This is a genomic window from Acidovorax radicis N35 (genome assembly GCF_000204195.1).
GTDB classification, from domain to species: Bacteria; Pseudomonadota; Gammaproteobacteria; order Burkholderiales; family Burkholderiaceae_C; genus Acidovorax; species Acidovorax radicis.
The window spans coordinates 549,358-572,301 of sequence record NZ_AFBG01000018.1; the positions used below are offsets into that span (position 1 = coordinate 549,358).

Below are 22,944 nucleotides of genomic sequence, written 5' to 3' on the forward strand. Positions count from 1 at the left end.
CCGGTATGACTGTGTAGGGCTGGATGGCCAGCGTAGCTCTCTGCGGTCGGTGGTGTGCGGCCTCTGGTGGTCCCCCGCGTTGCTTTTCTTGCCCATGGCTCAGTGATAGGGTGCAAAAAATGACGCCTTGTGGCCACCCCATCCGCGCTGCCGCTGGTGTGGGCGGGTTGTGCAGGCCATCCCAAGACGAAAGGTCGGTATGCCTTCCTGGCTGGTGGGAACCTGGAGTACGTTGTCTGCGCGTATCCGCTGGCTGGTCCTGGTGGCGACGCTGCCTGCTGTGCTGCTCGCGGTCTACCAGGCGCGGGCGCACCGCATGGACGCCATTGCCGCTGCCGAAAATCAAGCCTTGAGCACGTTGCGGGCCGTGGCAGCCAGCCAGCAGCGCCTGATACAGAGCACGCGCGATTTCCTGCAAAAACTCGCCGCCATGCCCCAGGTGCACCGGCCGGGTGACCCGGATTGCGGAAAGTACCTGGCCGAGGTGCTCTCGCTCAACGCCACTTACGTGAACATCGGCGTGCCGCAGGCCAATGGGGAACTGCTGTGCAATGCGCGGCCGCTGAAGGCCCCCGTGAACGTGGCGAACCGGCCTTATTTTCAGCATGCCATCACCGCCCGGGAGTTTTCGGTCGGGGCTTTTCAGATCGACCGGGCTGCCCAGGTGGCCAGCGTCAATTTCGCGGTCCCGGTCATTCCACCGGGTGGCCAGGAGGTGGTGGGTGCCGCAGTGGCCGTGGTGTCGCTCGAGTGGTGGAGCCTGCGGCTCGCAGACCTGAGCCTGCCCCCAGGCGCCGTGGCGCGTGTGACGGACCCCGATGGGCGCGTGGTGGCGCGTTTTCCGCCCGATGCGGGTGAGCTGGGAACCCAGTTGGCCGATGCCGATTTCAGCGCCGCGCTGCAACGCTCTGCCGAAGGGGTTTTGCAGCGCAGCAATGCCGCAGGCTCGCACCAGCTGATGGTGTTCCAGCCCCTGATCGAGTCGGGGGGGAAAACGGTGGCCACCATGAGCCTGACCGTGCCCTTGGACCAGCTCTACGCCACCGCCAACCGCAACATGTGGACCGAGGTGGCTTTTTTGCTGGCGGGCCTTGCGCTGTCCTTCCTGTTGGCCCAGCAGGGTGTGCGGCGTGGGGTGATGAAGCCGTTGCGGCGCCTGTTGGCTGCTACGGACGAACTGGCCCAGGGCCACTATGCGCCCCAGGCCCCGGCCACCGGCCTGGCAGAGCTGACCGAGCTGGGCCGGCGTTTTGACCGCATGGCGCTCACCCGCCAAAGTGCCGAGGCACAGTTGCGCGAAAGCGAGGAAAACCTGGCCATCACCCTGCATTCCATTGGCGACGGGGTGGTGGCCACGGATGCGCAGGGCTTCGTCACGCGCATGAATGCGGTGGCCGAGCGCCTGACGGGCTGGCCGTTGCCCGAAGCGCGTGGCAAGCCGCTGACCGACGTGTTTCGCATCGTCAATGCCAGCACGCGGGCACCCGTGGTCGACCCGGTGCGGATGGTGGTGGCCAAGGGCGAGGTGGTGGGGCTGAGCAACCACACCACCTTGCTCGCACGGGACGGGGCGGAGTACCAGATCGCCGACAGTGCGGCGCCCATTCGCAACGCACAAGGACAGATCGTGGGTGTTGTGCTGGTGTTCAGCGATGTATCGGAGTCGTACCGGGTGCGCAAGCAGCTGGAGGACAACGAAGCGCGCTTTCGCACCCTGACCGTCCTGTCGTCTGACTGGTACTGGGAGCAGGATGCCCAGTTCCGCCTGACCCATGTGGACGGTAGCGACAAGGACCGCTTGCTGCAGGAGGCGGCGGTGCACATGGGCAAGACGCGTTGGGAGCTGGCGGCGCCTGGGGTGAGCGAAGCGCGCTGGAAAGAGCACCGCGAACTGCTCGAGCGCCACCAGGAGTTCCGCGATTTCGAGTTTCAGCGCAAGGACCTTTCCGGCCGGCTTCACTGGTTGTCGGTGAGCGGCACGCCGATCTTTGACCTGAGCGGCACTTTCTGCGGTTACCGGGGTGTGGGCAAAGACATCACGGCGCGCAAGCGCGACGAAAACGAATTGCGCATTGCCGCGATTGCCTTCGAGTCGCAGGAAGGCATGGTTGTGACCGACCGCGAAACCGTCATCTTGCGCACCAATCGGGCGTTCGCCAAGATCACAGGCTACAGCGCCGAAGAAGCGGTGGGCAAGCGCTCCAGCCTGCTCGCCTCCGGCCACCATGACAAGGTTTTTTTCGATGCCATGTGGGACAGCCTCGCAAGCACCGGTGAATGGAAGGGTGAGATATGGAACCGCTGCAGAAGTGGCGAGGTCAACCTGCACTTCATGAGCATTACCGCCGTCACCGATGGCGGAGGCGAAGTCACGCACTATGTTGGTACGCTGAGTGATATCACCCAAAGCGCCCAGGCTGCGCGCGAGATCGAGCACCTGGCCTTCTACGACCCGCTGACGCACCTGCCCAACCGCCGCCTGATGCTGGACCGCCTGCAGCAGGCGTTTGCCACCAGCGCGCGCACCGGTCTGCACGGTGCGCTGTTGTGCCTGGACCTGGACCATTTCAAGACCTTGAACGACACACTGGGCCACGACATGGGCGACGTGCTGCTGCAGCAGGTTGCGCAGCGGTTGGCGGGTTGCGTGCGCGAAGGCGATACCGTGGCCCGCCTGGGGGGGGATGAGTTTCTGGTGCTGCTGGAAGATCTGGATGAACTTGCCACCGATGCCGCAGAGCAGACCCAGAATGTGTCCGAGAAGATACTGGCCGCGTTGAACCAGCCCTATCAGCTGGCGTTGCACCATGTGCACAGCACAACCAGCGTGGGGGCGGTGCTGTTCAGCGGCCAGAGCCAGACGGTGGAAGACGTTGTCAAGCATGCCGACCTGGCCATGTATGCCGCCAAGACAGCCGGGCGCAATGCGATCCGCTTTTTTGACCCCATGATGCAGGCCGCCATCTCGGCCCGCGCGGCATTGGAGAACGACCTGCGCACGGCGCTGGCGGACGGGCAATTTCTGCTGCACTACCAGATCCAGGTGGGATGTGGTGCACGCACCGTGGGAGCCGAGGCACTCATCCGCTGGAGGCACCCGCAGCGTGGCATGGTGTCGCCTTGTGAATTCATTCCGCTGGCCGAAGAGACGGGGCTGATCCTGCCCATTGGCCTGTGGGTCCTGCAAACTGCCTGTGCCCAGTTGCGCCGTTGGCAGGGCAACCCCGACATGGAGCAGCTGCAGTTGTCCGTGAATGTGAGCGCGCGGCAGTTCCGCCAGCCCGACTTCATGGAACAGGTCCGCACCGTGTTGCTGCAAACCGGCGCACGGCCCGACCGCTTGAAGCTGGAGCTGACGGAAAGCCTGGCGCTGGACAACGTGGATGACACCATTGCCAAGATGAGCGCACTGCGTGCACTGGGCCTGAGTTTTTCGCTGGATGACTTTGGGACGGGTCAGTCATCGCTGTCCTACCTCACGCGCCTGCCGCTGGACCAGCTCAAGATTGACCAGAGCTTTGTGCGCAACATTGGCATTCAGCACACCGATGCGCTGATCGTGCAGACCATCATCGGCATGGCGCAGAGCCTGGGGATCGACGTGATCGCCGAAGGCGTAGAGACCGACGCGCAGCGGGCGTTTCTGGAGCGGCACGGTTGCATGCTCTGGCAAGGTTATCTGTTCAGCCGGCCCGTGCCGATCGAGGAACTGGAGCAGTACCTGCTGGCAAGGGCAACATCGGCCTGAGGTCAGCACTGGGGTCGGTTGACTCCGGCTCACACCGCCATGTAGCGCCCGGGCCGGTGGTTCATCGCCAGGACCAGGTTGAGCGCCACGGCCCCGGCGATGGACCAGGCAACGCGCAAGGGTTCCACCGTCCACAGCGCCAGCAGCACGATGCAGCAGTCCACCGCCATCTGGACCTTGCCCGCGCGCCATCCGTACCGGTCTTGCAGGTAGAGCGCTGCAATTCCCACGCCGCCCAGACTGCAGCGATGGCGGAATAACACCAGAAACCCCGTGCCCGTGATCAGACCCCCAGCGATGGCTGCATACAAGGGTTGCAATTGCGCAAACTGCACAAACTGCGACTGCAGTTCGGTCAGCAGCGACAAAAGCAGCACGGCAAGAAAGGTCTTCACCGTGAATGCCCGTCCCAGCTTGCGCAAGGCCAGCCAGTAGAAAGGCAGGTTTAACACAAAGAAAATCTTGCCAAAGCCGATGCCGGTGGCGTAGTGCAGCAGGAAAGCCAGGCCTGCCGTCCCGCCGGTCAGCAGACCTGCGCTGGTGAAAAAAGCCACACCCACGGAAATCAGCAGTACACCTGTGAAGATGGCCACCGCGTCTTCTGTGTGCGTGTGTGGAATGGCCACAGGGGCTGCGCCAAGCGCGGGGTTTGGGGCAGCGGGGGCGGAAATGGCGGGCGGGGTGGACATGGTGACAACAGGCGGGCAGGGCGATGGCGCATGCGCCAAGGAGGAAGCGCGAAGTCCATTGAACCATGCAAACTCCGTGCCGGACTTGTCCGCCGTCAAGAAGGCGAGGAATCCGCAGGGCGTTCTCCCCAAGGGCAACCCCCCGAAATGCCCTTTGTCGGTGGTGCCTTTCACTAGCTGGAGATGTAACACCTGCAACGCAGGGCGCCGTGGGGCGGAGTCGGCGGCGTTCCTGCGAAAATAGTCGGTTTTGCCCATTGCGGGGAGCTGCTCCCTGAAACCTGTGCCTGCCTCAAGGACGCAGCTGCAATGGGATGGCCCAGACCGATGTACCAGCACCACCGACTCAACAGCTCCAGACTTGTTCTCCTGCTCCAGCAATGGGCGCAGGCGCACAGCGGGCCGGTGCGCCTGGATGTGGCGGAGCAGCTGAGCCAATGGCTGAGCACGGTGGATGCGGTCAAGCTCAGCCGGGCGCTGCACGCCCTGGAGGCCAGCCAAATCCCGTCCGCATCGGTGGGGCTCGGCGCAGGGGCGGTCGATGTCCGCGCCCTGCAAGCCAGCCTTCAGACCGCCAGGGCCGACTTGACGGACCTGGTCACGGCCAAGGCAGCGCCCACCAAGCCCATGCGTGAGCGCGCCGACAACACCCCTGTCGACGCCCCGGACCCCGAGGCCGGTGCGGATTTCGCAGCCCACGCAGCGCGCTATCTGGCGCTGCAAAAGCAGATGGATACCCGGCTGGCTACCTTGCGCGCGCAGGTTCGGCAGACCTTGTCGGTGGGCCCAGAGGGGCTGCGCCGCCTTGCCATGCTGGACGCGGTGATGGAGCAGATGCTGGGTGTGCGCGAGCAAAGGCTGTGGGCGTCTCTGCCCGGCCATCTGGAGCGGCGGATGACCCATTTGCGCGCAGCCCACCAGCAGCAGCTGGCGGCTGCAGGGCGCGACGATGAGCCGCAGCGCTGGGCTTTGCCTGGCGGCTGGCTGTTTGCTTTCGAGCAGGACCTGCGTGCGCTGCTGCTGGCCGAGCTGCAGGTGCGTCTGGAGCCCCTTGCGGGTTTGCTGGAGGCGGCCCAAAGCCATGAACGCCATCCCAGCACCCCCCACCGCCCCCCTAAAACCAACATGAGCCCGGAACAGGTAACAGGAATGATCGAATGAACAAGAATGTGATAGCCGCCATCTTTGCGGTGGGCTTGGCGGTGGTGGGCTGGGTGGGGTGGGGATTTGTCGGGTCCAGCCCCCTGGCGCTCGCCATGACGGCCGTGATCGCCGCCGTCTACGTGCTGGGGGCCTATGAACTGATGCAGTTTCGGGCCGCGACTTCCTCACTGTCCACAGCGCTGGCTGGGCTGCCACAGCAGCCCCTGGAGAACCTGGGCGGCTGGCTGGAGCGCCTGCATCTGTCCCTGCGCAACCCGGTTCGCCAGCGGATCGATGGGGAGCGTGTGCCCCTGCCGGGGCCTGCGCTGGCGCCGTACCTGGTGGGGCTCCTGGTCATGCTGGGCATGCTCGGCACCTTTCTGGGCATGGTGGTGACCTTCAATGGCGCGGTGTTCGCGCTGGAGGCCTCGTCCAGCCTGGAGTCGATCAGGGCTGCGCTGGCGGCACCCATCAAGGGGTTGGGCCTGTCGTTTGGTACGTCGGTGGCGGGGGTGGCTTCGTCGGCCATGCTGGGGCTGATGTCGGCCCTGTGCCGCCGCGAGCGGCTGGTGGCATTGCGCATGCTTGATGCACGCATTGCCGGCGTGCTGCACCCGTTTTCGGCGGCCCACCGGCGCCAGGAAATGTTCGAGGCCTTGCAGGCCCAGGCGCAGGCCATGCCGCTGATTGCGGAGCGCCTGCAGGGGCTGATGGAGGGGCTGGAGCACCGCCATGCGCAGTTGAACGGCCAACTGCAAGATCAGCAGCAGGTGTTTCACCGCGAGGCGGCGGCGGCCTACACCCAGCTGGCCACCAGCGTGGGGGCATCCCTGCACGACAGCCTGGGCGCCAGCGCCCGCATGGCGGGTGAGACGATCCGCCCGGTGGTGGAACAGGCCATGGCAACGTTGGCGCAAGAGGCCGAGCGCACGCACCAGCAGCTGCGCGAGGCCACCGGCGCACAGATACACGCACTCACGGCCCAATGGGAAGGCACAGCCCGCCAGGTGGCTGACACCTGGACGGAGGCCCTGCACCGCCATGCGCAGACGCAGGACCAGCAGGCGGTGCAGCTGGGCAGCGCGCTGCAGTCCATCACGCAGACGCTGGACCAGCGCACCACGGCGCTGATGGCCACGTTGCAAGAGACGGTGGCCCAATCGCAGGCGGCCCAGCTGGCAGCCGACCAGCAGCGCCTTGCAGGCTGGAGCCAGTCCATGGAAGGAATGGCCAGCACATTGGCGGAGCAATGGCGGCTTGCGGGTGAACAAACGGCGCAGCAGCAGCGCGGCGTCTGCCAGGCGCTGGAAGGCGCTGCCACCCAGCTCGACCAGTCACTGCAGACGGTGTCGCAGGCCTTCGAGCAGCGCACCACGGCGCTGCTGGCCTCCTTGCAGGAGACGGTGGAGAAATCACAGGCGGACGAGGCGACGGCTGACCAGCAGCGCCTTGCGGGCTGGACCCGGTCCATGGAGGGCATGGCGAGCACGCTCGCGCAGCAATGGCAGCGTGTGGGTGAACAAACGGTGCAGCAGCAGCGCGGCGTGTGCCAGGCGCTGGAGGGCGCTGCGGCGCAGCTCACCGAGCGCATGACCGAGCAGGTCCACCAGGCCCTGGGCGGTGCCGCCCGGTTGATGGACCAGTCGGACGCACTGTTGCACACGCGCATCGAGGCCGAAGCCCAATGGGCGGAAACCCAGTCCCAGCGCATGGATGCGTTGGCGGGCGTGTGGCGCACGGAGTTGGTGGCACTGCGGGATGCAGAGGCGGCACGCGGTCAGGCTGCTGTAGAGCGGCTCGATGCGCTGCAGGCCGCCGTGGCCGGACACTTGGCCACGCTGGGGTCTGCGCTGGAAGCCCCGCTCACGCGATTGCTGCAGACGGCTTCGGATGTGCCGCAGGCCGCTGCCGAGGTGATCACCCAACTGCGCCAGGAGATGGCCCACCTGAGCGAACGCGACAACGCGGCCCTGGCAGAACGCACGGCCATGATGGAACAGCTGGGTGTGCTGCTCCATTCGGTGAACGAAGCCGCCGGGCAGCAGCGTGCGGCCATTGAATCGCTGGTGGGGTCTGCGGCCTCGGTGCTGGAGCAGGCCGGGCAGGAGTTTTCCCAGGCGCTTGGCGCGCAGGCGGGCAAGGTGGATGAAGTTTCGGCGCACGTGGCAGCCAGCGCGGTGGAGCTGTCCAGCCTGGGTGAATCCTTTGGACACGGCGTGGGGCTGTTCACGGCCAGCAACGAGAAGCTGATGGACAGCCTGCAGCGCATCGAAGGTGCCATTGGCCAGTCGATGAGCCGCAGCGATGAGCAGCTTGCCTACTACGTGGCGCAGGCCCGTGAGGTGATCGACCTGAGCATTGCCTCGCAGCAGGGCATCGTGGAAGACCTGCGCCGCCTCAATGGGCAAATGGCCGCTGCGGTGCAGGGGGTTGCTGCGTGACCGGCTTGGACGACACGCTGGACGATGCGACCGAGCAAACGGCCCCGGTGTGGGCTGTGTTTGGCGACCTCATGGCGGGCCTGCTGGGCGCGTTTGTACTGATTCTGGTGGGCGTGCTGGTGGTGCAGATCGACCTGGTTGCCAGCCTCAAGCAGGAAGTGGAAAAGCGGCAGATGGAAGAAAAGCGCCGGATGGCGCTGGAAAAAGCGCTGGCGATTCCGCTGGCCAGTGGCCGCGTCACGGTCAATGAAGGCCGCATTGGCATCAGCGGCAGCGTGCTGTTTGCGGCAGGCTCTGCCGAGTTGCGCCCTGAAGGCCGGCAACTGCTCCAAAGCCTGGTGCAGCCGCTGCAGGTGTACCTGCGCGAACGCGATGAAATGCTGATGGTGAGTGGCTTTACCGACAACACCACGCTGTTGCAAGGGCGTCACCAGCGTTTTGCCGACAACCTGGAACTGTCGGCCCAGCGCGCGTTGACCGTCACGCGCGCCCTGATCGAAGAGGACATGCCCTCGTCCCAGGTGTTTGCAGCGGCCTTTGGTGCTGAGCAGCCGGTGGCGGACAACGCCGACGAAAAGGGGCGGGCACAGAACCGCCGTGTGGAGATGGCCCCTGTACCCCGCGCTGCGCAAGCCAAGCCCGTCCGCAATGAGTGAGCCAACCCTGGAGTCCCTGCGGGCAGAAGGCGCGCAGCACCACGACCCGGTGCGCTTTCGGTACCTGGAGGTGCTGGCCACACGCCTGCCTGCGCAGCCAGAGGCTGTCCAGCAGGTGCTGGCAGGCAGATTGCAAACCGCCATGCGGGACTACGCCGGGCGTGCCCGGCCAGCTGCCCCCCGGCCACTGGCTGGTGCGGTGGTGGCCGGGACGCCATCCCCTCTGGCGCAGCTGAACCGCGATCTGAGTGCCCGCGCCCAGGCCGATGCAGACAGCGTACTGGTGGGTGGTGGCGCCAGCTTGTCGGACATGAAGAGCGTGCGCCGCTTCAGTGAAGTCTGGTCCAAAATTTCTGCAGAACAGCAGGTGGCCCAGGCCTTCACGCGTGGACCTGAAAACGCAGGGCCGCTGAATGCGCACCGGCTCATGCTGCGCTCCCTGGCCCTGATGCGGACCCTGTCACCCGACTACTTGCGGCATTTTTTGTCGCAGATGGACAGCCTGTTGTGGCTGGAGCAGGCCGCCGCGAAGCCAGCCAGGGCACCTCTCAAGCCGGGTCGCGCGGGTCGCTCCTCCAAACTCTGAGTGCACAGGCTGCGACCGGGGTACGCGGCGCGCAGTTTTTAGAAGCCGTGGTCGTCCGGCTGCACGGGGCGGATCGCCGTTTCCTTCAGCGCCTGGTCCATGAGCACAGTGACTTCCGCCGCAGGCACCATGGGCCGGAAAGCACTCACATGGGACCGCCCGATGTTGCCCAACGGCAACCGTGCCAGCAGGTGGCCCAGGGGCACCAGGGCCAGCCGCAGGAGCTGGCCGGTGGCCTCGCGCGCATCCCCCAGAACCAGGGCATGGCGCAGCATGGCAGTGTGTGACCGCCAGTGCAGTGGCAACGATGTCTGCCCTAGCACATGGGCGGCCTCCAGCCAGCGCCAGCGCTGGGCGGGGGGGACGTCGGGCTGGTGTGCAAAGCCGGCCAGCAGGTGGTCGAACGCGGCGCGCCTGTGCAGCGCGGTGGGGGCGGTGCCCCCTGCGGCGTGCTGGGCTGCCAACTGGCGCCAGCGCCTTTGGCGGTGCCGGTAGAACATCTGGGCAAACAGGGCGCTCAGCGGTGTCATCAGCCAGGGCAGGTGGCGTGCAACCACCTCGATGTCGTCCGTGTACAGCGTACGACCATCGGGCAGGGGCTGCAGGGTGATGCGGTGGTCCCAGCGGCGCATGAGCACGCCTTCTCCGTTGTCGCGCAGCGTGGGCCAGCCGCCCGCCTGTGCGGGTGGCTCGATAGAGATGCGTACGGTCTGCGGGCCCATGGGCAAGACGCCGAGTAACCGCATGTGCAGCGCCAGCTCGCCGGGCGCCCAGTGCGTGGGCCATTCCTTGCCCCGCGCTGGCCGGAACCGGATAAGCGGTGCGGTGATATGGCGGAACACGGCGGTGCTTTGCAGCTGGGCAGCCACCCATTCAGGCGGCGCGCTCAAGGGGGTAGACAGGTGCACGTGCATGGATCAGCGCCCCTGAGGTTGCGGTTGGGCAGCGGAGCCGGCCAGCTCGTGCCGTGCCTGGCGAATCACGCTCAAGCCCCCGCTGATGGCCAGGCCCGCCATGACGGCGGCCACTGCCAGATCGGGCCAAGCAGTGCCAGTGCCCAGAACGCCCAGGGCCGCACCCATCACCGCCAGATTGCCCAAGGCATCGTTGCGGGTGCACAGCCACACGCCGCGCATGTTGGCGTCGCCCTCCCGGTAGGCATAGAGCAGGGCGGCCACGCCCAGGTTGGCCGCCAGCGCCAGGAGGCCCACGCCACCCATGGTGAAGGGCTCGGGCGGTGTGCCTTGCCACGCACCCCAGGCCACGCGCCCGATCACGAACACGCCAAACGCCAGCATGCTGGCCCCCTTGACCAGGGCAGCGCGCGCGCGCCAGGTGAGGGCCATGGCAAGCACCCAGAGCGACAGGCCGTAGTTGGCGGCATCCCCCAGAAAGTCGATGGCGTCAGCCAGCAGCGATGCCGAGCCCGAGCGGGTGCCCGCCCCCAGCTCCACCACAAACATGGCGGCGTTGACGACCAGCGCGATCCACAGGATGCGGCGGTAGCGCGGGTCGGCGGTGGCAGGGGCGCCATGCTGATGGCCGTTGGCGCCGTGGTCGTGGTGGCAGTGGGCAGACATGAGTTCTTCTCCGGTTCTTTGAAAGCAATGGCATGATTGGAAACCTTAAAGTCACTTGAAGGTCAAGCCATGGATCAAAACGTTGTGCAGTTCCGCATTGGCGAGGCCGCCCTGCAGTCCGGGGTGTCGGCTGCCAATATCCGCTACTACGAGAAGGAGGGGCTGCTGCCTCTCGGAGCGCGGGGCGACAACAGCTACCGTCTGTACAGCGGCGCGGATGTGCACCAGCTGCGTTTTATCCGCCTGTGCCGCGCCATGGACATGTCGCTGCATGAAGTGCGCACCTTGCTGGCACTGGACTGGAGCCGCAAGGAAGACTGCGACGCTGCGCGCGATGCGCTGGATGACCATTTGCAGCACGTGCGTGCCCGTCTGGCAGAGCTGCAGACGCTGGAGGCCGACCTGCTGGCGTTGCGCAACCGCTGCGATGGGTCGGATGACCACTGCCACATCATCGAAGCCCTGCATGCGCGCGCGGATGCGCAGCCCGCCATGCCTTCAGCCACCGCTGCGGGAAAGCGGCATGTGTAGCCCGGTGTGCCGTCGGCGCTTGCCGCCACCAGTTTTCGCGAGGATGTGAGGAGCTGTTTCTTCTGCATCCAAGAATGCTATTTAAATAATAGCTGTCTGCTCTTATCTATCAAGCGCTAGAGCGAAAAAACATGCAAAAAATGCCATGACGACCCACCGTGAACGCTTGCTGTGAGTGCGCCGCTATGATCCGGCCATGATTTCGCGCTTGCCCGGCCTCTCCCTGCCCGAACGTGTGTGGAACACCGCGCGGCGCTGGGCGGTCGCCTGGTGGCGCATCCTGTACCTCGGAGCTGTGGTGCTGGTGCTGGTGCTGTCGCCGTCCAGCTATGGCAAGGGCACGCGCAGGGCGCTGGCGCGCCATCTTTACCTCGACACCGCCCCGGTGCTGCTCGGCTTTACGGTGCTGGCAGCGCTGCTCAGCCTGGTGCTCACGCGCATTGTGGTGGTCACGGCGCTCAGCTATGGCCTGTCGCGCTATGCGCTGGAGATGGTGATCCGCGTGCTGGTGCTGGAGCTGATCCCGCTCACGGCGGCGCTGTTTGTGGCCATGCGCTGCACCATCCCCAATGGCTCGCAAATCACGCGCCTGCGGCAGACCGGCCGGTTCGACACGCTGCGCGCCCATGGCTCGGACCCGGTGCGCATCGAGCTTCTGCCGCGCGTGATCGCGGGCGTGTTCGCCTGCATCACGCTCGCCGCGCTCAGCTGCGTGGTGGCCCTGGTGCTGGCGTACCTGGGGGTGTATGGTTTCAACCTGGCGGGGCTGCCTAGCTACACGCGCATGTTTGGCCAGGTGTTCACGCCCAGCGTGACGATGGTGTTCGCTCTCAAGACGGTGTTCTTCAGCCTGGCCGTGGCGCTCATCCCTATGGCGGCGGGCCTGTACGACACGGGCGACCGCACCCAGCCCGATTCGGAATTGGGCGGCCTGGCCCGCATGTTTGCCGTGCTGCTGATGATCGAGGTGGCCTCGCTCATGGGCAACTATTACTGACCGATGTCTGCTGACACCCGACCCCCCCACCTCCTTTCAGCGACCCACCTTCCGGCACCATGAACGACGAGAACCACAACGCCCGCCCAACGCCACCCCCAGGGCCCGCTCCGGCTTCTTCGGCCGCCGATGTGCCGCCCGTGGAAACCTTGCGCCCGGTGGCCTACCTGGAGATCAAGGCGGCGGCGTTGCTGCTGTTCACGGTGGCCCTCATCGTAGGCTCGGGCCTGTACCTGCTGTACGCGCGCGGCGCGTTCGAGCCCACGCAGACCCTGGTGCTGACGGCGGACGATTCCGAAGGCGTGGTGGTGGGCATGGACATGACGTTCTCGGGTTTCCCCATCGGCCGCGTGCGCCGCATTGAGCTGGCCGAAACCGGCAATGCCCGCATCATCGTGGACGTGCCCCGCAAGGATGTGCACTGGCTGCGCGAATCCAGCGTGTTCACCCTGGTGCGGGGCATCGTGGGGGGCACCAACATCCGCGCCTACACCGGCATGCTGAACGACAAGCTCCTGCCCGATGGTTCCGTGCGCCCGGTGCTGCGCGGCGACGCCACCGCCGAAATCCCGCAGCTCATGGCCTCGGCGCGCGAACTGCTGTCCAACCTCAATGCGCTTACGGCGCAGGACGCTGCCCTGGGCGGCAGTCTGGCCAACGTGCGGGCGCTGACCGACCGCATCAACGGACCGGGGGGTGTGCTGGGCGTGCTGATGGGCAACGAAGCCGATGCGAAGAAGATCGTGGCCACGCTCGAACGCACCAACGCCTTGCTTGCGCGCCTGGACGGCATGGCCGCACGCGCCGACAAGCAGGTGTTTGGCAGTGAGGGCAGCAAGGACGCGCTGGTGCCCGAGGTGCGTGCCACGGTGGCCCAGCTCAATGGGCTGCTGGCCGACACCCGCACCAGCCTCAAGAAGGTGGATGCGGTGCTGGTGGAGGCCCAGGCCATTGGCGCCAATGCCCGCGAAGCCTCCACCGACCTGGGGGCCCTGCGCGCCGAGGTGGAAAGCAATCTGCGCAAGGTGGAAAGCCTGGTCAACGAAATCAACCGCAAATGGCCTTTCGCGCGGGATACGGAACTCAAGCTGCCATGAAGCCATTTGCCGCACTGTCCTTCAAGGCCCAGCGCCCTGCCATGTCCCTGCGCATGCTCTTCTTCGGCGCCATGGTGGTCGCGGCGGCGCTGCTGGCCGCATGCTCCAGCAAACCCCCCGTGCCCGACTGGCAGATGAACGCCCAGGGCTCTGCGCAAAAGGCCATCGATGCTTTTCTGTCGGGCAATGCACGCGTGGACAAGCTCGAATGGGACCGTGCCCGTGCTGAAGTGGCCCGCACGGGCCGCCCGGACCTGCTGGCCCGGCTGGAACTGATGCGCTGCGCCGCGCAGACCGCCAGTCTGGTGCCCGGCCCCTGCGAAGGCTTTGAACGGCTGCGTGCCGACGCCGCCGCGCCCGAGCGCGCCTATGCTGACTATCTGGCGGGCCGATTGCAGCCCCAGGATCTGGGTTTGCTGCCCGAAGCCCAGCGCAAAGTGGCCGCATCAGGCGATGCGTCGGCCCTGTCTGCCTTGGAGGACCCGCTCTCGCGGCTGGTGGCCGCCGGGGTGTTGTTTCAGTCCGGGCGCTCCAGCCCGGCGGTGATCGCGATCGCTGCCGACACCGCTTCTGCCCAGGGATGGCGCAGGCCGCTGATGGCGTGGCTCAATTTGCAGGCGCATCGCGCCGAAGCTGCGGGCGACCAGCAGGCTGCAGCCGCGCTGCGTCGGCGCATGGCCATCGTGGAGCAAGGTGCACCGCTGCGCTGAGGTGTGCCTGGCTAGCGCAGGCGAGCCTGCAACTGGGTCTCGATGTGCTCCCTCTCCAGCGCAAACTGCTGGGCGTCGATTTCATTGGCCTCGTACTTGCGTGCGGTGGATAGCAGCAACACGGTGTTTTCCAGCCGTGTGTCTTGCTGCAAGGAAGGGGGCAGGGCGGTGAGGCGATCAAAACTTTGTTTGTAGAGCTCGCTCCAGCTCAGCGCACCCGCCTGGGCCTGGGCACGCGCGCCATCGTGCCAGCGCGCGAATTCTTCGAGGGAGCCGTCCCTGGGGCTGGTGCAGCCCGTCAGCGCTGCCAGAAGCGCCGTGGTCGCCAAAGGCCACGCCATGAAGTGAGAAGAAAACTGGCCTGCAGAGATTCGAAAACGTGTGGTCACGATCGTCCTCCATTCTTGAATGCCACCGAAAATCCCGGTGCGCAGCGCCAGATGGTACTCCGATGCTATGTTTTTTACTACCAAGGCGGCAAGAGTGCCGCCGCGATCTGACGGAGGCAAGTCAGATCATTCCAAAAAGCTGGAGGGGAGGATCTGGTCCAACCCACTGGGCAAGAGCGACATCGAATCCACCGACTGTACGGTCACATCGGGCATCAACAACGATGCTGCAGCCAGTACCGCCAGCACAACCGTGCCGGCAAACGCAGCCAGTGCGCGGGTTCCGGGTGTCAAAGGATGGCGCTTCATGATGGATCCTGTGTCAGAAAGGGGTGGGAGTCCCAATGAGCTCCCAAGCCAGCCTCAATGGCTGCTGGAAAGGATTTCAGCAAAGCATGCGCCTAGCGTCTGTCAGACAAGTGCGATATCGAGGGTTGTTTTCGGGATGTTGCTTTTGGTTGCATGTGTGCTGCCGCGTGCTGCGCAGTTGGCGGCGCATGGGGTTGCTTGGGATAGACCACAGCAACGCCGCAAGCAAACCTAATGCGGACCACGCCTTCTCTCCGTCATCGCAGCGAAAGCGGGGGATCGAAGCACCTGAAGAGGCAAGACCTCGATTCCTTTGTATTTCTGAACGCTTGCTGCGAGCTGTTTCCCCGGGGCTAGGAATCCAGCGTTGTTCTGGTTGTGTCGCGCTGCATGTGGCAAACGTCCAGGGAAGGGAGCCAGTCGGGAACGAGTGGCCCCTGCGGGGGCTGGACGGCTGCGAACCTGAATTGGTGACGGGGATAAGTGGTTGCCAGCGCTGCCCGTCCTTGCGGCGAAATAGCGAAAACCTCTGCTTTTTGCGCAGGGGCGTCAACATTGGGAAGTCGGGCTTCCACGAGCTGGGCAGCCGCCAGTACGCGAAGCTTGTCAACGTCGCAGGGCTTCTCGATCGTCATGGGTAGCTTGCTCTGTGCAAGGACGAACAGTAGCTCCATGGGCATGGGGGCACTCCTTCCGGATGGAGGCACTTATTTTGAACAGGGCACTTTGGTGTGACAACCAATCACACGTTTTGCAACAAATTCACTGACTTTGTAGCAAAGCCTGAGTCCTTCGTAGCTGGGGGGTGTGAGTCCATCCAGTCGCCATGGGCGGCTGCCTGACCTTGGTTCATCGAATGTTCATGTTCCGCTCACGTTCGGCTCATCAAGAAGTCAGAACCCATCCATGTTGCTTTGGTGAACTCTAGTTCTCGCAGACAGCCGCTCCGGCAACTGCGAGATCAAACCACTTCAACCAAAGAAAATCATGAAAAAAACCACCTGCATCGCCGTCGCCAGCCTCCTGATCGGCGCAGCTGCACTGCCCGCTTTGGCCAAGGGCCCGGTCGTCAACCACGCCATCTCCGAAAGCGAAGTGCTGGCGGCTCAGCAAGCCTGGTGCAAGGCGCTGATTGATATCAGCAACGCCAACACCTCCGGCGGCCAAGCGGCTGCCAAGGCGCTCGCTGAAAAGGTGATCGACAGCGCCTACGGCTACCAGATGGGGGCGGTGCTTTTCAAGCCGACACTTACCGAGGTGCCTCAGACCTTTCGCGTCACTCGCGAGGGCGCGCTTTCGTACTTCGTGGGGGGCAATCCGGCGTTCCCCAAGGACACCGGCTTTGCACTGAAGGGCTGGACAAAGTGCGAGATCGCCAATAGTGCCGTGTTCATCGCTGGTGACTCGGCCAACACCATGGGCAATGTGATGTTCACGGGCAGGGACGGCAAGGTGACCACGGTGGACAAGACCTGGGCGTTCGTCAAGGATGACGCGGGCAAGCTGCGCATCGTGGTGCACCATTCGTCCTTGCCATTCACCGGCAACTGACCGGCCCTGGCGTGGGGGCAGCAGCTTCGTACGCAAAGGCCACAGGCGCACTGCGAGTGCACCTGCCCGGCTTCATAATCCGGGGCTTCCTCCCTTGCCCGCCATGTACCGCGCACGACTCTCTCTGGCCTTTGCCGCCCTGGTGGCCCTGGTCTGCATCCAGGCCGCCTTTGTGTACTGGGGCGCCAACCGCGTCAACGACTACGCCCAGCACAGCCGGCTGGCCAGCGACATCCAGGCCGAGCTGCTGGACCTGTCGGCCAACAAGCAGCGGCTGCGCGTGTGGGCCATGCAGCGCCTGATGAACACCGATGCCCAGCCCGAGCAGCGCGAGCGCCTGGTGGCCAGCATGTACGCCAGCGCCGCCAACCTCGACGACCTGGTGCGGCGCGACCTGGCGCTGTGGACCGAACTCGTGCGCCGCGAAGGCGTGAGCATGCCCGCCGAGGTGCCCCAGCTCGTGGGCGTGACGGAGCTGCTGCGCGACAACATCCAGGCCGTGGAGGCGCGGCTGGCGCAACTGGTGCCGCTGGAACAGGGCGCCGACTTTCCGGCCCTGTGGGGCGAGCTTACCCAGGTGTTCGACATGGCGCGCGGGCGCGACCTGCGCGAGCTGATCAATGGTGCCATCGCGCACCAGCGTTCGGCCGTGCCGGTTGCGCGCGCCGCCACCGAGCGCGGGCTCGACGTGCTGCGTGCGCAGGCCATCGGCATGGCCCTCGTCACGCTGGCCGTGGCCGTGGTGCTGGCGCTGCACCTCAAGCGGCGCCTGCAGCGCCCGCTGGACCGGCTGCTCGAAGGCACACAGGCCCTGCAGGCTGGGGCACTGGACCACCGCGTGGCCACCGGCTCCAACGACGAATTCGACCGCGTGGCCCAGCACTTCAACGCCATGGCGGCCGAGCTGCAGCAGCACCGTGCGCGCGCCGATGCCGCGCGCCGCGGGCTGGAAGACGCCGTGCAGGCCCGCACCCAGGAGCTGAGCGCTGCGCACGACACCCTGCAGCGCCTGGACCAGCGCCGCCGCCAGCTGTTTGCCGACCTGGGCCACGAGCTGCGCACCCCCGCCACCTCCATCCGCGGCGAAGCTGAGATCGCGCTGCGCGGTGGCGACAAGCCGGCCGACGAATACCGCCAGACCCTGGCGCGCATCGTGGGCGGGGTGGACCAGCTCACCCGCGTCATCCACGACCTGCTGCTCATCGCCAAAGCCGAGGCCGACCAGCTGGTGATGCACCCGGCCCCGGTGGACCTGCGCGCCCTGCTGGGCGATGCCGCAGAGCAGGCCGCCGCCTTGGGCGCACCGCAGGGTGTGCAGGTGCAATTGCTGCTGGACGGCATCGAAAGGGATGGCGATGCCAGCGGCGCACTGCCCACCGGACAGGTCACTGTGCTGGCCGACGCCGACCGCCTGCGCCAGGCGCTGGTGATCGTGCTGGACAACGCGGTGCGCTATTCAGCGCGCGGCACCACCGTGCGCATCGGCCTGCAGGGCGTGGCGGGGGCGAATGGTGTGGGTGAGGTCGCGGTCGTGGTGCGCGATGAAGGCATCGGCATCGACGCGGACGAACTGCCCCGCGTGTTCGAGCGCTTCGTGCGCGGGCGCCGGGCGCGCGCCCACCGGGCCGACGGCACGGGCATCGGCCTGTCCATCGCTCAGGCCATCGTGCAGGCGCACCAGGGCCGTATCACCATCGCCAGCGAGCCGCAGCAGGGCACGGTGGTGCGCATCGAACTGCCGCTGCTGATGGCACCCCCGCAGCAGATTGGCGCACAGCAGGGAGTGCTGGCATGAACAAGCACATCCTGGTGGTGGAAGACGATGCGCGCGTGGCCGACTTCCTGGTGCGCGGTCTCAAGGCCGAGGGCTACCGCGTGGAGCTCGCCCGCACTGGGCCCGAAGGCCTGGCCATGGCGCGCGGCGCCGAGCCCGGCGTGCTGTTGCTCCTGGACCTGATGCTGCCGGGCCTGAGCGGCCTGGAGCTCTGCCAGACCCTGCGCGCCGAAGGCCGCCACATGCCCATGCTGATGCTCAGCGCGCTGAGCAATACCGAAGACAAGGTCAACGGCCTGCGCCTGGGCGCAGACGACTACCTCACCAAGCCCTTTGCCTTCGAGGAGCTGCTGGCCCGCATCGAGGCCCTGCTGCGGCGGGGCCGCGAGCAGCGTCCGCGCGCCAGCACCCTGCAGGTGGCCGACCTGGTGTTGGACCTGGAACGCATGCAGGCCAGCCGGGCGGGCCAGTCCATCGCGCTCACCGCGCGCGAGCTCGCCTTTCTGGAGCTGCTGATGAACTCACCGGGCCGCGTGTACAGCCGCGAACGGATCCTCTCCAACGTCTGGGGCACCAATGAGGACCCGCTGACCAACGTGGTCGACGTGTATGTGCGCCGCCTGCGCAGCAAGATCGACGAAGGCCATGCGCTCACTCTCATCAAGACTGTGCGTGGCTTTGGCTACCGGCTGGATGCGATGGCAGATTGAGCCAGGGCAAGGCGAGTTTTGGGTGACAGCGCCGAAGTGCGCGCACCAGCGTCGCGCTGCATTGCCGGAGGCTGCCTCCGCTGCGCTCAAGTGGTCCAGGCCGACCATAGCCCGCAAGGACTTGTTGCGAACGCGCATGGGATCAGGTGATGCTCATCGCCAGCGGCGTGGTCTGGAACGCAATCTGCCGCCACGCTCCGCCGTCCGCCTGCGTCCACACCTGCAGCACGCGCGAGTCGATGCGCACGGTGCCTGTGCCGTCCTTGCGCACGGCCACCAGCAGCTGGCGGCCGGTCATGACGGCGCTGGTGCCGAGCACCTGCACCTTCAAGTCGGACCGGTCGATCTGCTGGTAGTCGACGTGCGTGCCGCCGGAGCGGAAGTAGCTTTCGTAGTCGTCGGTCTGCCCCTTGGCATGTACATGGGTCAGGCCAGGGTGCAGGATCTCGCGCAGCCGTGCAAAGTCGGCGCGCTTCATGGCGTCGCACCGCTGGGCCTCCAGGTCCAGCAGCAGGGCTTCGGCGCCGGAGGGGGAATCGGTGGGGGATGTCATGGGAACCTGTTGTGTTCAAAGCCCGGAGGGCGGTGGCGGTACTGTTCAGCGGGACGCTGCGGAATGCTGAGGAGTTGTCACGAGACGGTAGCGGTTTGCACTGCGAGGTGCTCACAGGCGCGCTGCAGCAGTTCGGTGGTGGGTGCCGTGCCTTGCGCCACGCCGTAGACGATGTGATCGGGCCGCACCAGGGCTGCGCTGCATCCGTGTTGGCCGAACCAGTGCGCAAGGATGTCGTCGGCCTCATGCAATGCCTGCACGCCGGCCACCGCGCGCGCGGTGATGTCGATGCACGCCACCTGCGCCTGCAAGCGCTGCAGCGCGTCGGTCCATTGCGCCAACTGTTCTGCCGAGAGCGCATCGCGCAGGACCAGTACGAAACCATGCCCCAGCAGGTCGTCCATCATTTGTTCATGGCCTGCCGTGCCGATCTGACAGACCGGCTGCGGGAACGGTGTTCCCATCGGTGCTTCATCGCGGTCGATGAGGCCATGGTGCACCCCGGGCAGCAGGCTCTGGCGCAGCTGCATGCGCACCTGGTGGCCTTGCTGGGCGCGCAGGTGCTCGTCGCGCTCGTGGGCACGCGAGGGGTCGCGCTCGCAGATGATCTGCCCCAGGCGCTTGACGGTGGCGGTGACCGCCTCCACCTGCGGGCCGCGCTCGGTGCCGTAGCTGTCCAGCAGCTCCTCACCCGCACGGCCCTTGAGCACCCAGTCGAGCTTCCACGCCAGGTTGGCGGCGTCGCGCAGACCCTGGCACATGCCCTGGGCCAGAAAGGGCGGCATCTGGTGGGCGCTGTCGCCCGCCAGCAGCACCGGGCCCTGGCGCCACTGCTCCAGCACTACGGCGTGGAAGCGGTAGGTGGCGGCGCGCCAGATGGTCGCCTCCCCGGGGGCAATCCAGGGCTCCAGCAGTTGCCAGATGGCGTCGGGCGGCATCTCGCGCTGCTCGGCCTCGTGCGGCAGCAGCAAAAACTCCCAGCGCCGGTGCGTGCCCGGACCGACGACGTAGGTGCAGGGCCGTGCCGGGTTGCAATACTGGATGTTGGTGTCGGGCAGCCGGGCCAGCGCGGATTCGTTCACATGCATGTCCACCACGATCCAGGGCTCGTCGAAATCCAGGCTCTTGAGGCGCAGGCCCAGGCGCTTGCGGGCAGGGCTGGTGCCGCCGTCGCAGGCCACCACATAGCGCGCATGCACTTCGCGCGGGCTGCCGCCGGCTGCCTGCACCGTGAGCGCCGCGCCGCCATGCGCCTGCTGGACATCGGTGACCTCGTGGCCCAGATGCACCTGCACGTTGGGCAGCGCGCCCACGGCCGCACGCAAGGCGGTCTCCAGCGCCGGCTGGTTGAAGGTGTACGACGGTGCCCAGGCCAGCGGGTAGGGCGCAGGTCCCATGTCGAAATGCTGGATGGGCTGGCCGTCTGCGCCCTGGTAGATGGTGGGGCGGTAGGGCGTGATGTGCGCCGCCAGCGCGCCGGCAATGCCGATCTGCTGGAAGGTGCGCATGGCCTCATGGTCCAGCGCAAAGGCGCGGGGCAGGGGGTAGATCTGCTCGGACTTGTCAAAGACTGCCACGCGGCACCCGCGCTGCCCCAGCAGGGCGGCCAGGGATGCGCCCACGGGCCCGAAGCCGATGATGGCGACGTCTACAGAAGAGGTGGTTTGGCTGGTCATGGTATTTTTAATGCAATAAATGTAAATTGTGCATAAAAAAATAAAATGTGCATTAGGGGTTGATCCCGATGCCGGCGTCCGCGCTTAGATCAAAAAATGCACAAAGTTGGATTTGTGCATTTAACAAGGAGACGACATGTCGATGATGAAAGCGGCCCGCCTGCACCAGGTCGGCGCCCCCATGGAGATCGAGCAATTGCCCATCCCCCAGCCAGCGGCCAATGACGTGCAGGTGCGCGTCAGGGCCTGCGGCATCGTGCCCAACCTGGGCAACATATTGGCCAACTGGACCACCTGGTTTCCCGAGCTGCCGCTGCCCCCGCTGCCGGCCGTCTTCGGGCTCGACCCCGTGGGAGAAGTGACGGCGGTAGGCTCCCACGTGCATGCCTGGAAGCCGGGCGACCGCGTGTATGTGAACCCCAGTCTGTACTGCGGCGGCTGCCGCGCCTGCCGCAACGGCGACCTGATCAACTGCACGCACTATGCGTTCAGCGGCTACTTCGGCTTCTCGCAGAACTCGCTCAAGCTCTATGAGAACTACCCCAACGGCGGGCTGGCCGAGTACATGATCGCCCCGCAGTACGCGCTGGTGAAGCTGCCCGACAACGTGGGCTTCAACGAGGCGGCGCGCTTCGGCTACCTGGGCACCATGTACTCTGCCATGCGCAAGGCAGGCGTGGGGCCGGGCAAGAGCGTGCTCATCAACGGCATTAGCGGCACACTGGGCATCGGCGGCGCACTGTTCGGGCTGGCCATGGGCGCCACCCGCATCCTGGGCACGGGCCGCAACCAGGAGTTGCTGGACCGCGTCAAGGCGCTCGCGCCCGGCCGCATCGAGGTGTTCTCGAATGCCGATGGCGGCGCCATCGATACCTGGGTGAAGTCGCGCACCGAGGGCCTGGGGGTCGATGCCTTCTTCGACGCGCTGGGCCCCGGCGCCTCGCACGAGACGCTGCAGCAGGGTGTGCGCGCCCTCAAGCGCGGCGGGCGGGCCTACAACATCGGCGCCATCGCCGGCATGGTGGGCATGGACCTGCACACCATGATGGACGAGCAGCAATCCATCGAAGGCTCGGCTTGGTTCACCGCGGGCGAGGGCCAGGACATTGCGGACATGGCCGAGGCGGGAACGCTCGACCTGTCGGTCTTCGAGCATGTGTGCTATCCGCTGGACCGTATCAACGAGGCGATCTCGGGCATTGCGGGGCGCAATGGCGGGTTCAGTAATTTCGTCATCAACCCCTGAGAGGTGCCCACCATGCAAATCAGGCGAATCGTCGCGGGGGTCGGTGCCAACGGCCGCTCGCAGGTGTTCACGGACGGCGTGGCGCCGCGTGCCGTGGAGTTCGAGAGCGCACAGGGCTTTGCCGCTGCCCTGCTGTGGGCCACCTCGGCTGGCGAGGTGCTGGGCCAGGGGGCGGTGGCCGACCGCACGGGGCAGACCGGGTTCGTGCCGGCAGCGGGCGAGACGCTGCTGATGTTCGTCACCTTCCCGCCGGACGCGGTGATGATGCGCGCGGATTTCGACGGTGCGGCCTTTGGTGCGGAGTTTGCGCAGAAGGTCCCGGGCCTGGCCGAGCGCTTCGAGCAGGACCACCCGGGCATGCACACCACCGAGAGCATCGACTACGACGTGGTGTTGGAGGGAGAGATCACGCTGGAGCTGGACGACGGCGCCCAGGTGCTGCTGCGCCGGCACGACGTGGCGGTGCAGCACGGCAACCGGCACGCCTGGCGCAACCACACCGACCAGCCTGCCACCATGCTCTTCGTGCTGATGGGGGCGCGGCGGCCAGGTTGAAGG

At 66.1% G+C, this 22,944-nt stretch carries 21 protein-coding genes; 14 read left to right on the forward strand and 7 right to left on the reverse strand.

The window, feature by feature from the left end:
* Positions 1 to 199 precede the first annotated feature (199 nt).
* The gene (locus ARADN35_RS0108160) at positions 200 to 3,748 is read left to right on the forward strand and encodes an EAL domain-containing protein (RefSeq protein ID WP_010460946.1); all 3,549 of its coding nucleotides are present in this window, start codon (positions 200 to 202) and stop codon (positions 3,746 to 3,748) included.
* 29 nt (positions 3,749 to 3,777) lie between these two features.
* Here ARADN35_RS0108160 and ARADN35_RS0108165 read toward each other — a convergent pair whose 3' ends face one another.
* Positions 3,778 to 4,437 carry a YitT family protein gene (locus ARADN35_RS0108165; RefSeq protein ID WP_181147532.1) on the reverse strand — a complete coding sequence of 220 codons (660 nt, stop codon included), beginning with the start codon at positions 4,435 to 4,437 and terminating at the stop codon, positions 3,778 to 3,780.
* A 309-nt stretch (positions 4,438 to 4,746) separates the two neighbouring features.
* Here ARADN35_RS0108165 and ARADN35_RS0108170 point away from each other — a divergent pair, with 309 nt between their 5' ends.
* Genes ARADN35_RS0108170 through ARADN35_RS0108185 form a run of 4 tightly spaced genes read left to right on the forward strand, consistent with a single transcriptional unit; the run spans position 4,747 to position 9,263 of the window.
* Positions 4,747 to 5,598, forward strand: a complete 852-nt coding sequence (locus ARADN35_RS0108170; RefSeq protein WP_244265859.1) for a DUF3348 family protein — start codon at positions 4,747 to 4,749, stop codon at positions 5,596 to 5,598.
* A complete protein-coding gene (locus ARADN35_RS0108175) occupies positions 5,595 to 8,021 on the forward strand; it encodes a DUF802 domain-containing protein (RefSeq protein WP_010460952.1) in 2,427 nt (808 codons plus the stop codon). Before ARADN35_RS0108170 ends, ARADN35_RS0108175 begins: the two co-directional genes overlap by 4 nt.
* The gene (locus ARADN35_RS0108180) at positions 8,018 to 8,677 is read left to right on the forward strand and encodes an OmpA family protein (RefSeq protein WP_010460954.1); all 660 of its coding nucleotides are present in this window, start codon (positions 8,018 to 8,020) and stop codon (positions 8,675 to 8,677) included. Before ARADN35_RS0108175 ends, ARADN35_RS0108180 begins: the two co-directional genes overlap by 4 nt.
* Positions 8,670 to 9,263, forward strand: a complete 594-nt coding sequence (locus tag ARADN35_RS0108185) for a DUF2894 domain-containing protein (RefSeq protein ID WP_010460956.1) — start codon at positions 8,670 to 8,672, stop codon at positions 9,261 to 9,263. The genes ARADN35_RS0108180 and ARADN35_RS0108185 overlap by 8 nt, the downstream gene beginning before the upstream one ends.
* 38 nt (positions 9,264 to 9,301) lie before the next feature.
* Here ARADN35_RS0108185 and ARADN35_RS28525 read toward each other — a convergent pair whose 3' ends face one another.
* Positions 9,302 to 10,177 carry a DUF3703 domain-containing protein gene (locus ARADN35_RS28525; protein WP_010460958.1) on the reverse strand — a complete coding sequence of 292 codons (876 nt, stop codon included), beginning with the start codon at positions 10,175 to 10,177 and terminating at the stop codon, positions 9,302 to 9,304.
* A gap of 3 nt (positions 10,178 to 10,180) precedes the next feature.
* Positions 10,181 to 10,843: a cation efflux transmembrane domain-containing protein gene (locus tag ARADN35_RS0108195; RefSeq protein WP_010460960.1), complete on the reverse strand. Its 663-nt coding sequence runs from the start codon at positions 10,841 to 10,843 to the stop codon at positions 10,181 to 10,183.
* A 69-nt stretch (positions 10,844 to 10,912) separates the two neighbouring features.
* Between ARADN35_RS0108195 and ARADN35_RS0108200 the strand changes: the two genes are divergently transcribed.
* From ARADN35_RS0108200 to ARADN35_RS0108215, 4 genes are all read left to right on the forward strand, one after another.
* Positions 10,913 to 11,374, forward strand: a complete 462-nt coding sequence (locus ARADN35_RS0108200) for a Cd(II)/Pb(II)-responsive transcriptional regulator (protein WP_010460962.1) — start codon at positions 10,913 to 10,915, stop codon at positions 11,372 to 11,374.
* Positions 11,375 to 11,570: 196 nt separating this feature from the next.
* Positions 11,571 to 12,371, forward strand: a complete 801-nt coding sequence (locus tag ARADN35_RS0108205) for an MlaE family ABC transporter permease (RefSeq protein ID WP_010460964.1) — start codon at positions 11,571 to 11,573, stop codon at positions 12,369 to 12,371.
* Positions 12,372 to 12,430: 59 nt separating this feature from the next.
* On the forward strand, positions 12,431 to 13,468 hold the full coding sequence (locus ARADN35_RS0108210; protein WP_010460965.1) for an MlaD family protein: 1,038 nt from the start codon (positions 12,431 to 12,433) through the stop codon (positions 13,466 to 13,468).
* A complete protein-coding gene (locus tag ARADN35_RS0108215) occupies positions 13,465 to 14,178 on the forward strand; it encodes a hypothetical protein (RefSeq protein WP_010460967.1) in 714 nt (237 codons plus the stop codon). Before ARADN35_RS0108210 ends, ARADN35_RS0108215 begins: the two co-directional genes overlap by 4 nt.
* Positions 14,179 to 14,189: 11 nt before the next feature.
* Here the strand turns inward: ARADN35_RS0108215 and ARADN35_RS0108220 are convergent, their stop codons facing one another.
* Complete coding sequence (locus ARADN35_RS0108220) at positions 14,190 to 14,567, reverse strand: hypothetical protein (protein WP_244265861.1); 378 nt, start codon at positions 14,565 to 14,567, stop codon at positions 14,190 to 14,192.
* 126 nt (positions 14,568 to 14,693) lie between these two features.
* Positions 14,694 to 14,876: a hypothetical protein gene (locus ARADN35_RS0108225; RefSeq protein WP_010460972.1), complete on the reverse strand. Its 183-nt coding sequence runs from the start codon at positions 14,874 to 14,876 to the stop codon at positions 14,694 to 14,696.
* 987 nt (positions 14,877 to 15,863) lie between these two features.
* Between ARADN35_RS0108225 and ARADN35_RS0108235 the strand changes: the two genes are divergently transcribed.
* The 3 genes from ARADN35_RS0108235 (at position 15,864) to ARADN35_RS0108245 (ending at position 18,911) form a co-directional block, all read left to right on the forward strand.
* Positions 15,864 to 16,427 carry a hypothetical protein gene (locus tag ARADN35_RS0108235; RefSeq protein ID WP_010460976.1) on the forward strand — a complete coding sequence of 188 codons (564 nt, stop codon included), beginning with the start codon at positions 15,864 to 15,866 and terminating at the stop codon, positions 16,425 to 16,427.
* Between the two features lie 103 nt (positions 16,428 to 16,530).
* Complete coding sequence (locus ARADN35_RS0108240; RefSeq protein WP_010460978.1) at positions 16,531 to 18,222, forward strand: sensor histidine kinase; 1,692 nt, start codon at positions 16,531 to 16,533, stop codon at positions 18,220 to 18,222.
* On the forward strand, positions 18,219 to 18,911 hold the full coding sequence (locus tag ARADN35_RS0108245) for a response regulator transcription factor (RefSeq protein WP_010460979.1): 693 nt from the start codon (positions 18,219 to 18,221) through the stop codon (positions 18,909 to 18,911). Before ARADN35_RS0108240 ends, ARADN35_RS0108245 begins: the two co-directional genes overlap by 4 nt.
* Before the next feature lie 142 nt (positions 18,912 to 19,053).
* On the opposite strand, the gene ARADN35_RS0108250 is transcribed toward ARADN35_RS0108245, so the two are convergent.
* Together ARADN35_RS0108250 and mhpA are read right to left on the reverse strand one after the other, a co-directional pair.
* The gene (locus tag ARADN35_RS0108250; protein ID WP_010460981.1) at positions 19,054 to 19,464 is read right to left on the reverse strand and encodes a nuclear transport factor 2 family protein; all 411 of its coding nucleotides are present in this window, start codon (positions 19,462 to 19,464) and stop codon (positions 19,054 to 19,056) included.
* Between the two features lie 77 nt (positions 19,465 to 19,541).
* Positions 19,542 to 21,140: a bifunctional 3-(3-hydroxy-phenyl)propionate/3-hydroxycinnamic acid hydroxylase MhpA gene (mhpA, locus tag ARADN35_RS26055; RefSeq protein WP_010460982.1), complete on the reverse strand. Its 1,599-nt coding sequence runs from the start codon at positions 21,138 to 21,140 to the stop codon at positions 19,542 to 19,544.
* A gap of 136 nt (positions 21,141 to 21,276) precedes the next feature.
* Here mhpA and ARADN35_RS0108260 point away from each other — a divergent pair, with 136 nt between their 5' ends.
* Both ARADN35_RS0108260 and ARADN35_RS0108265 read left to right on the forward strand, forming a co-directional pair.
* Positions 21,277 to 22,386, forward strand: coding sequence for an alcohol dehydrogenase catalytic domain-containing protein (locus ARADN35_RS0108260; RefSeq protein WP_010460985.1), 1,110 nt, complete (start codon positions 21,277 to 21,279; stop codon positions 22,384 to 22,386).
* A 12-nt stretch (positions 22,387 to 22,398) separates the two neighbouring features.
* The gene (locus ARADN35_RS0108265; protein WP_029413709.1) at positions 22,399 to 22,941 is read left to right on the forward strand and encodes a cupin domain-containing protein; all 543 of its coding nucleotides are present in this window, start codon (positions 22,399 to 22,401) and stop codon (positions 22,939 to 22,941) included.
* The last annotated feature ends 3 nt before the right edge of the window (positions 22,942 to 22,944 follow it).

Excerpts from the sequence above, each read along its gene's own strand:
- ARADN35_RS0108160 (WP_010460946.1), top strand. The coding sequence starts at position 200 with ATGCCTTCCTGGCTGGTGGGAACCTGGAGTACGTTGTCTGCGCGTATC.
- ARADN35_RS0108165 (WP_181147532.1), bottom strand. The coding sequence starts at position 4,437 with ATGTCCACCCCGCCCGCCATTTCCGCCCCCGCTGCCCCAAACCCCGCG.
- ARADN35_RS0108170 (WP_244265859.1), top strand. The coding sequence starts at position 4,747 with ATGGGATGGCCCAGACCGATGTACCAGCACCACCGACTCAACAGCTCC.
- ARADN35_RS0108175 (WP_010460952.1), top strand. The coding sequence starts at position 5,595 with ATGAACAAGAATGTGATAGCCGCCATCTTTGCGGTGGGCTTGGCGGTG.
- ARADN35_RS0108185 (WP_010460956.1), top strand. The coding sequence starts at position 8,670 with ATGAGTGAGCCAACCCTGGAGTCCCTGCGGGCAGAAGGCGCGCAGCAC.
- ARADN35_RS28525 (WP_010460958.1), bottom strand. The coding sequence starts at position 10,177 with ATGCACGTGCACCTGTCTACCCCCTTGAGCGCGCCGCCTGAATGGGTG.
- ARADN35_RS0108195 (WP_010460960.1), bottom strand. The coding sequence starts at position 10,843 with ATGTCTGCCCACTGCCACCACGACCACGGCGCCAACGGCCATCAGCAT.
- ARADN35_RS0108200 (WP_010460962.1), top strand. The coding sequence starts at position 10,913 with ATGGATCAAAACGTTGTGCAGTTCCGCATTGGCGAGGCCGCCCTGCAG.
- ARADN35_RS0108205 (WP_010460964.1), top strand. The coding sequence starts at position 11,571 with ATGATTTCGCGCTTGCCCGGCCTCTCCCTGCCCGAACGTGTGTGGAAC.
- ARADN35_RS0108210 (WP_010460965.1), top strand. The coding sequence starts at position 12,431 with ATGAACGACGAGAACCACAACGCCCGCCCAACGCCACCCCCAGGGCCC.
- ARADN35_RS0108215 (WP_010460967.1), top strand. The coding sequence starts at position 13,465 with ATGAAGCCATTTGCCGCACTGTCCTTCAAGGCCCAGCGCCCTGCCATG.
- ARADN35_RS0108225 (WP_010460972.1), bottom strand. The coding sequence starts at position 14,876 with ATGAAGCGCCATCCTTTGACACCCGGAACCCGCGCACTGGCTGCGTTT.
- ARADN35_RS0108235 (WP_010460976.1), top strand. The coding sequence starts at position 15,864 with ATGAAAAAAACCACCTGCATCGCCGTCGCCAGCCTCCTGATCGGCGCA.
- ARADN35_RS0108240 (WP_010460978.1), top strand. The coding sequence starts at position 16,531 with ATGTACCGCGCACGACTCTCTCTGGCCTTTGCCGCCCTGGTGGCCCTG.
- ARADN35_RS0108245 (WP_010460979.1), top strand. The coding sequence starts at position 18,219 with ATGAACAAGCACATCCTGGTGGTGGAAGACGATGCGCGCGTGGCCGAC.
- ARADN35_RS0108250 (WP_010460981.1), bottom strand. The coding sequence starts at position 19,464 with ATGACATCCCCCACCGATTCCCCCTCCGGCGCCGAAGCCCTGCTGCTG.
- mhpA (WP_010460982.1), bottom strand. The coding sequence starts at position 21,140 with ATGACCAGCCAAACCACCTCTTCTGTAGACGTCGCCATCATCGGCTTC.
- ARADN35_RS0108260 (WP_010460985.1), top strand. The coding sequence starts at position 21,277 with ATGTCGATGATGAAAGCGGCCCGCCTGCACCAGGTCGGCGCCCCCATG.
- ARADN35_RS0108265 (WP_029413709.1), top strand. The coding sequence starts at position 22,399 with ATGCAAATCAGGCGAATCGTCGCGGGGGTCGGTGCCAACGGCCGCTCG.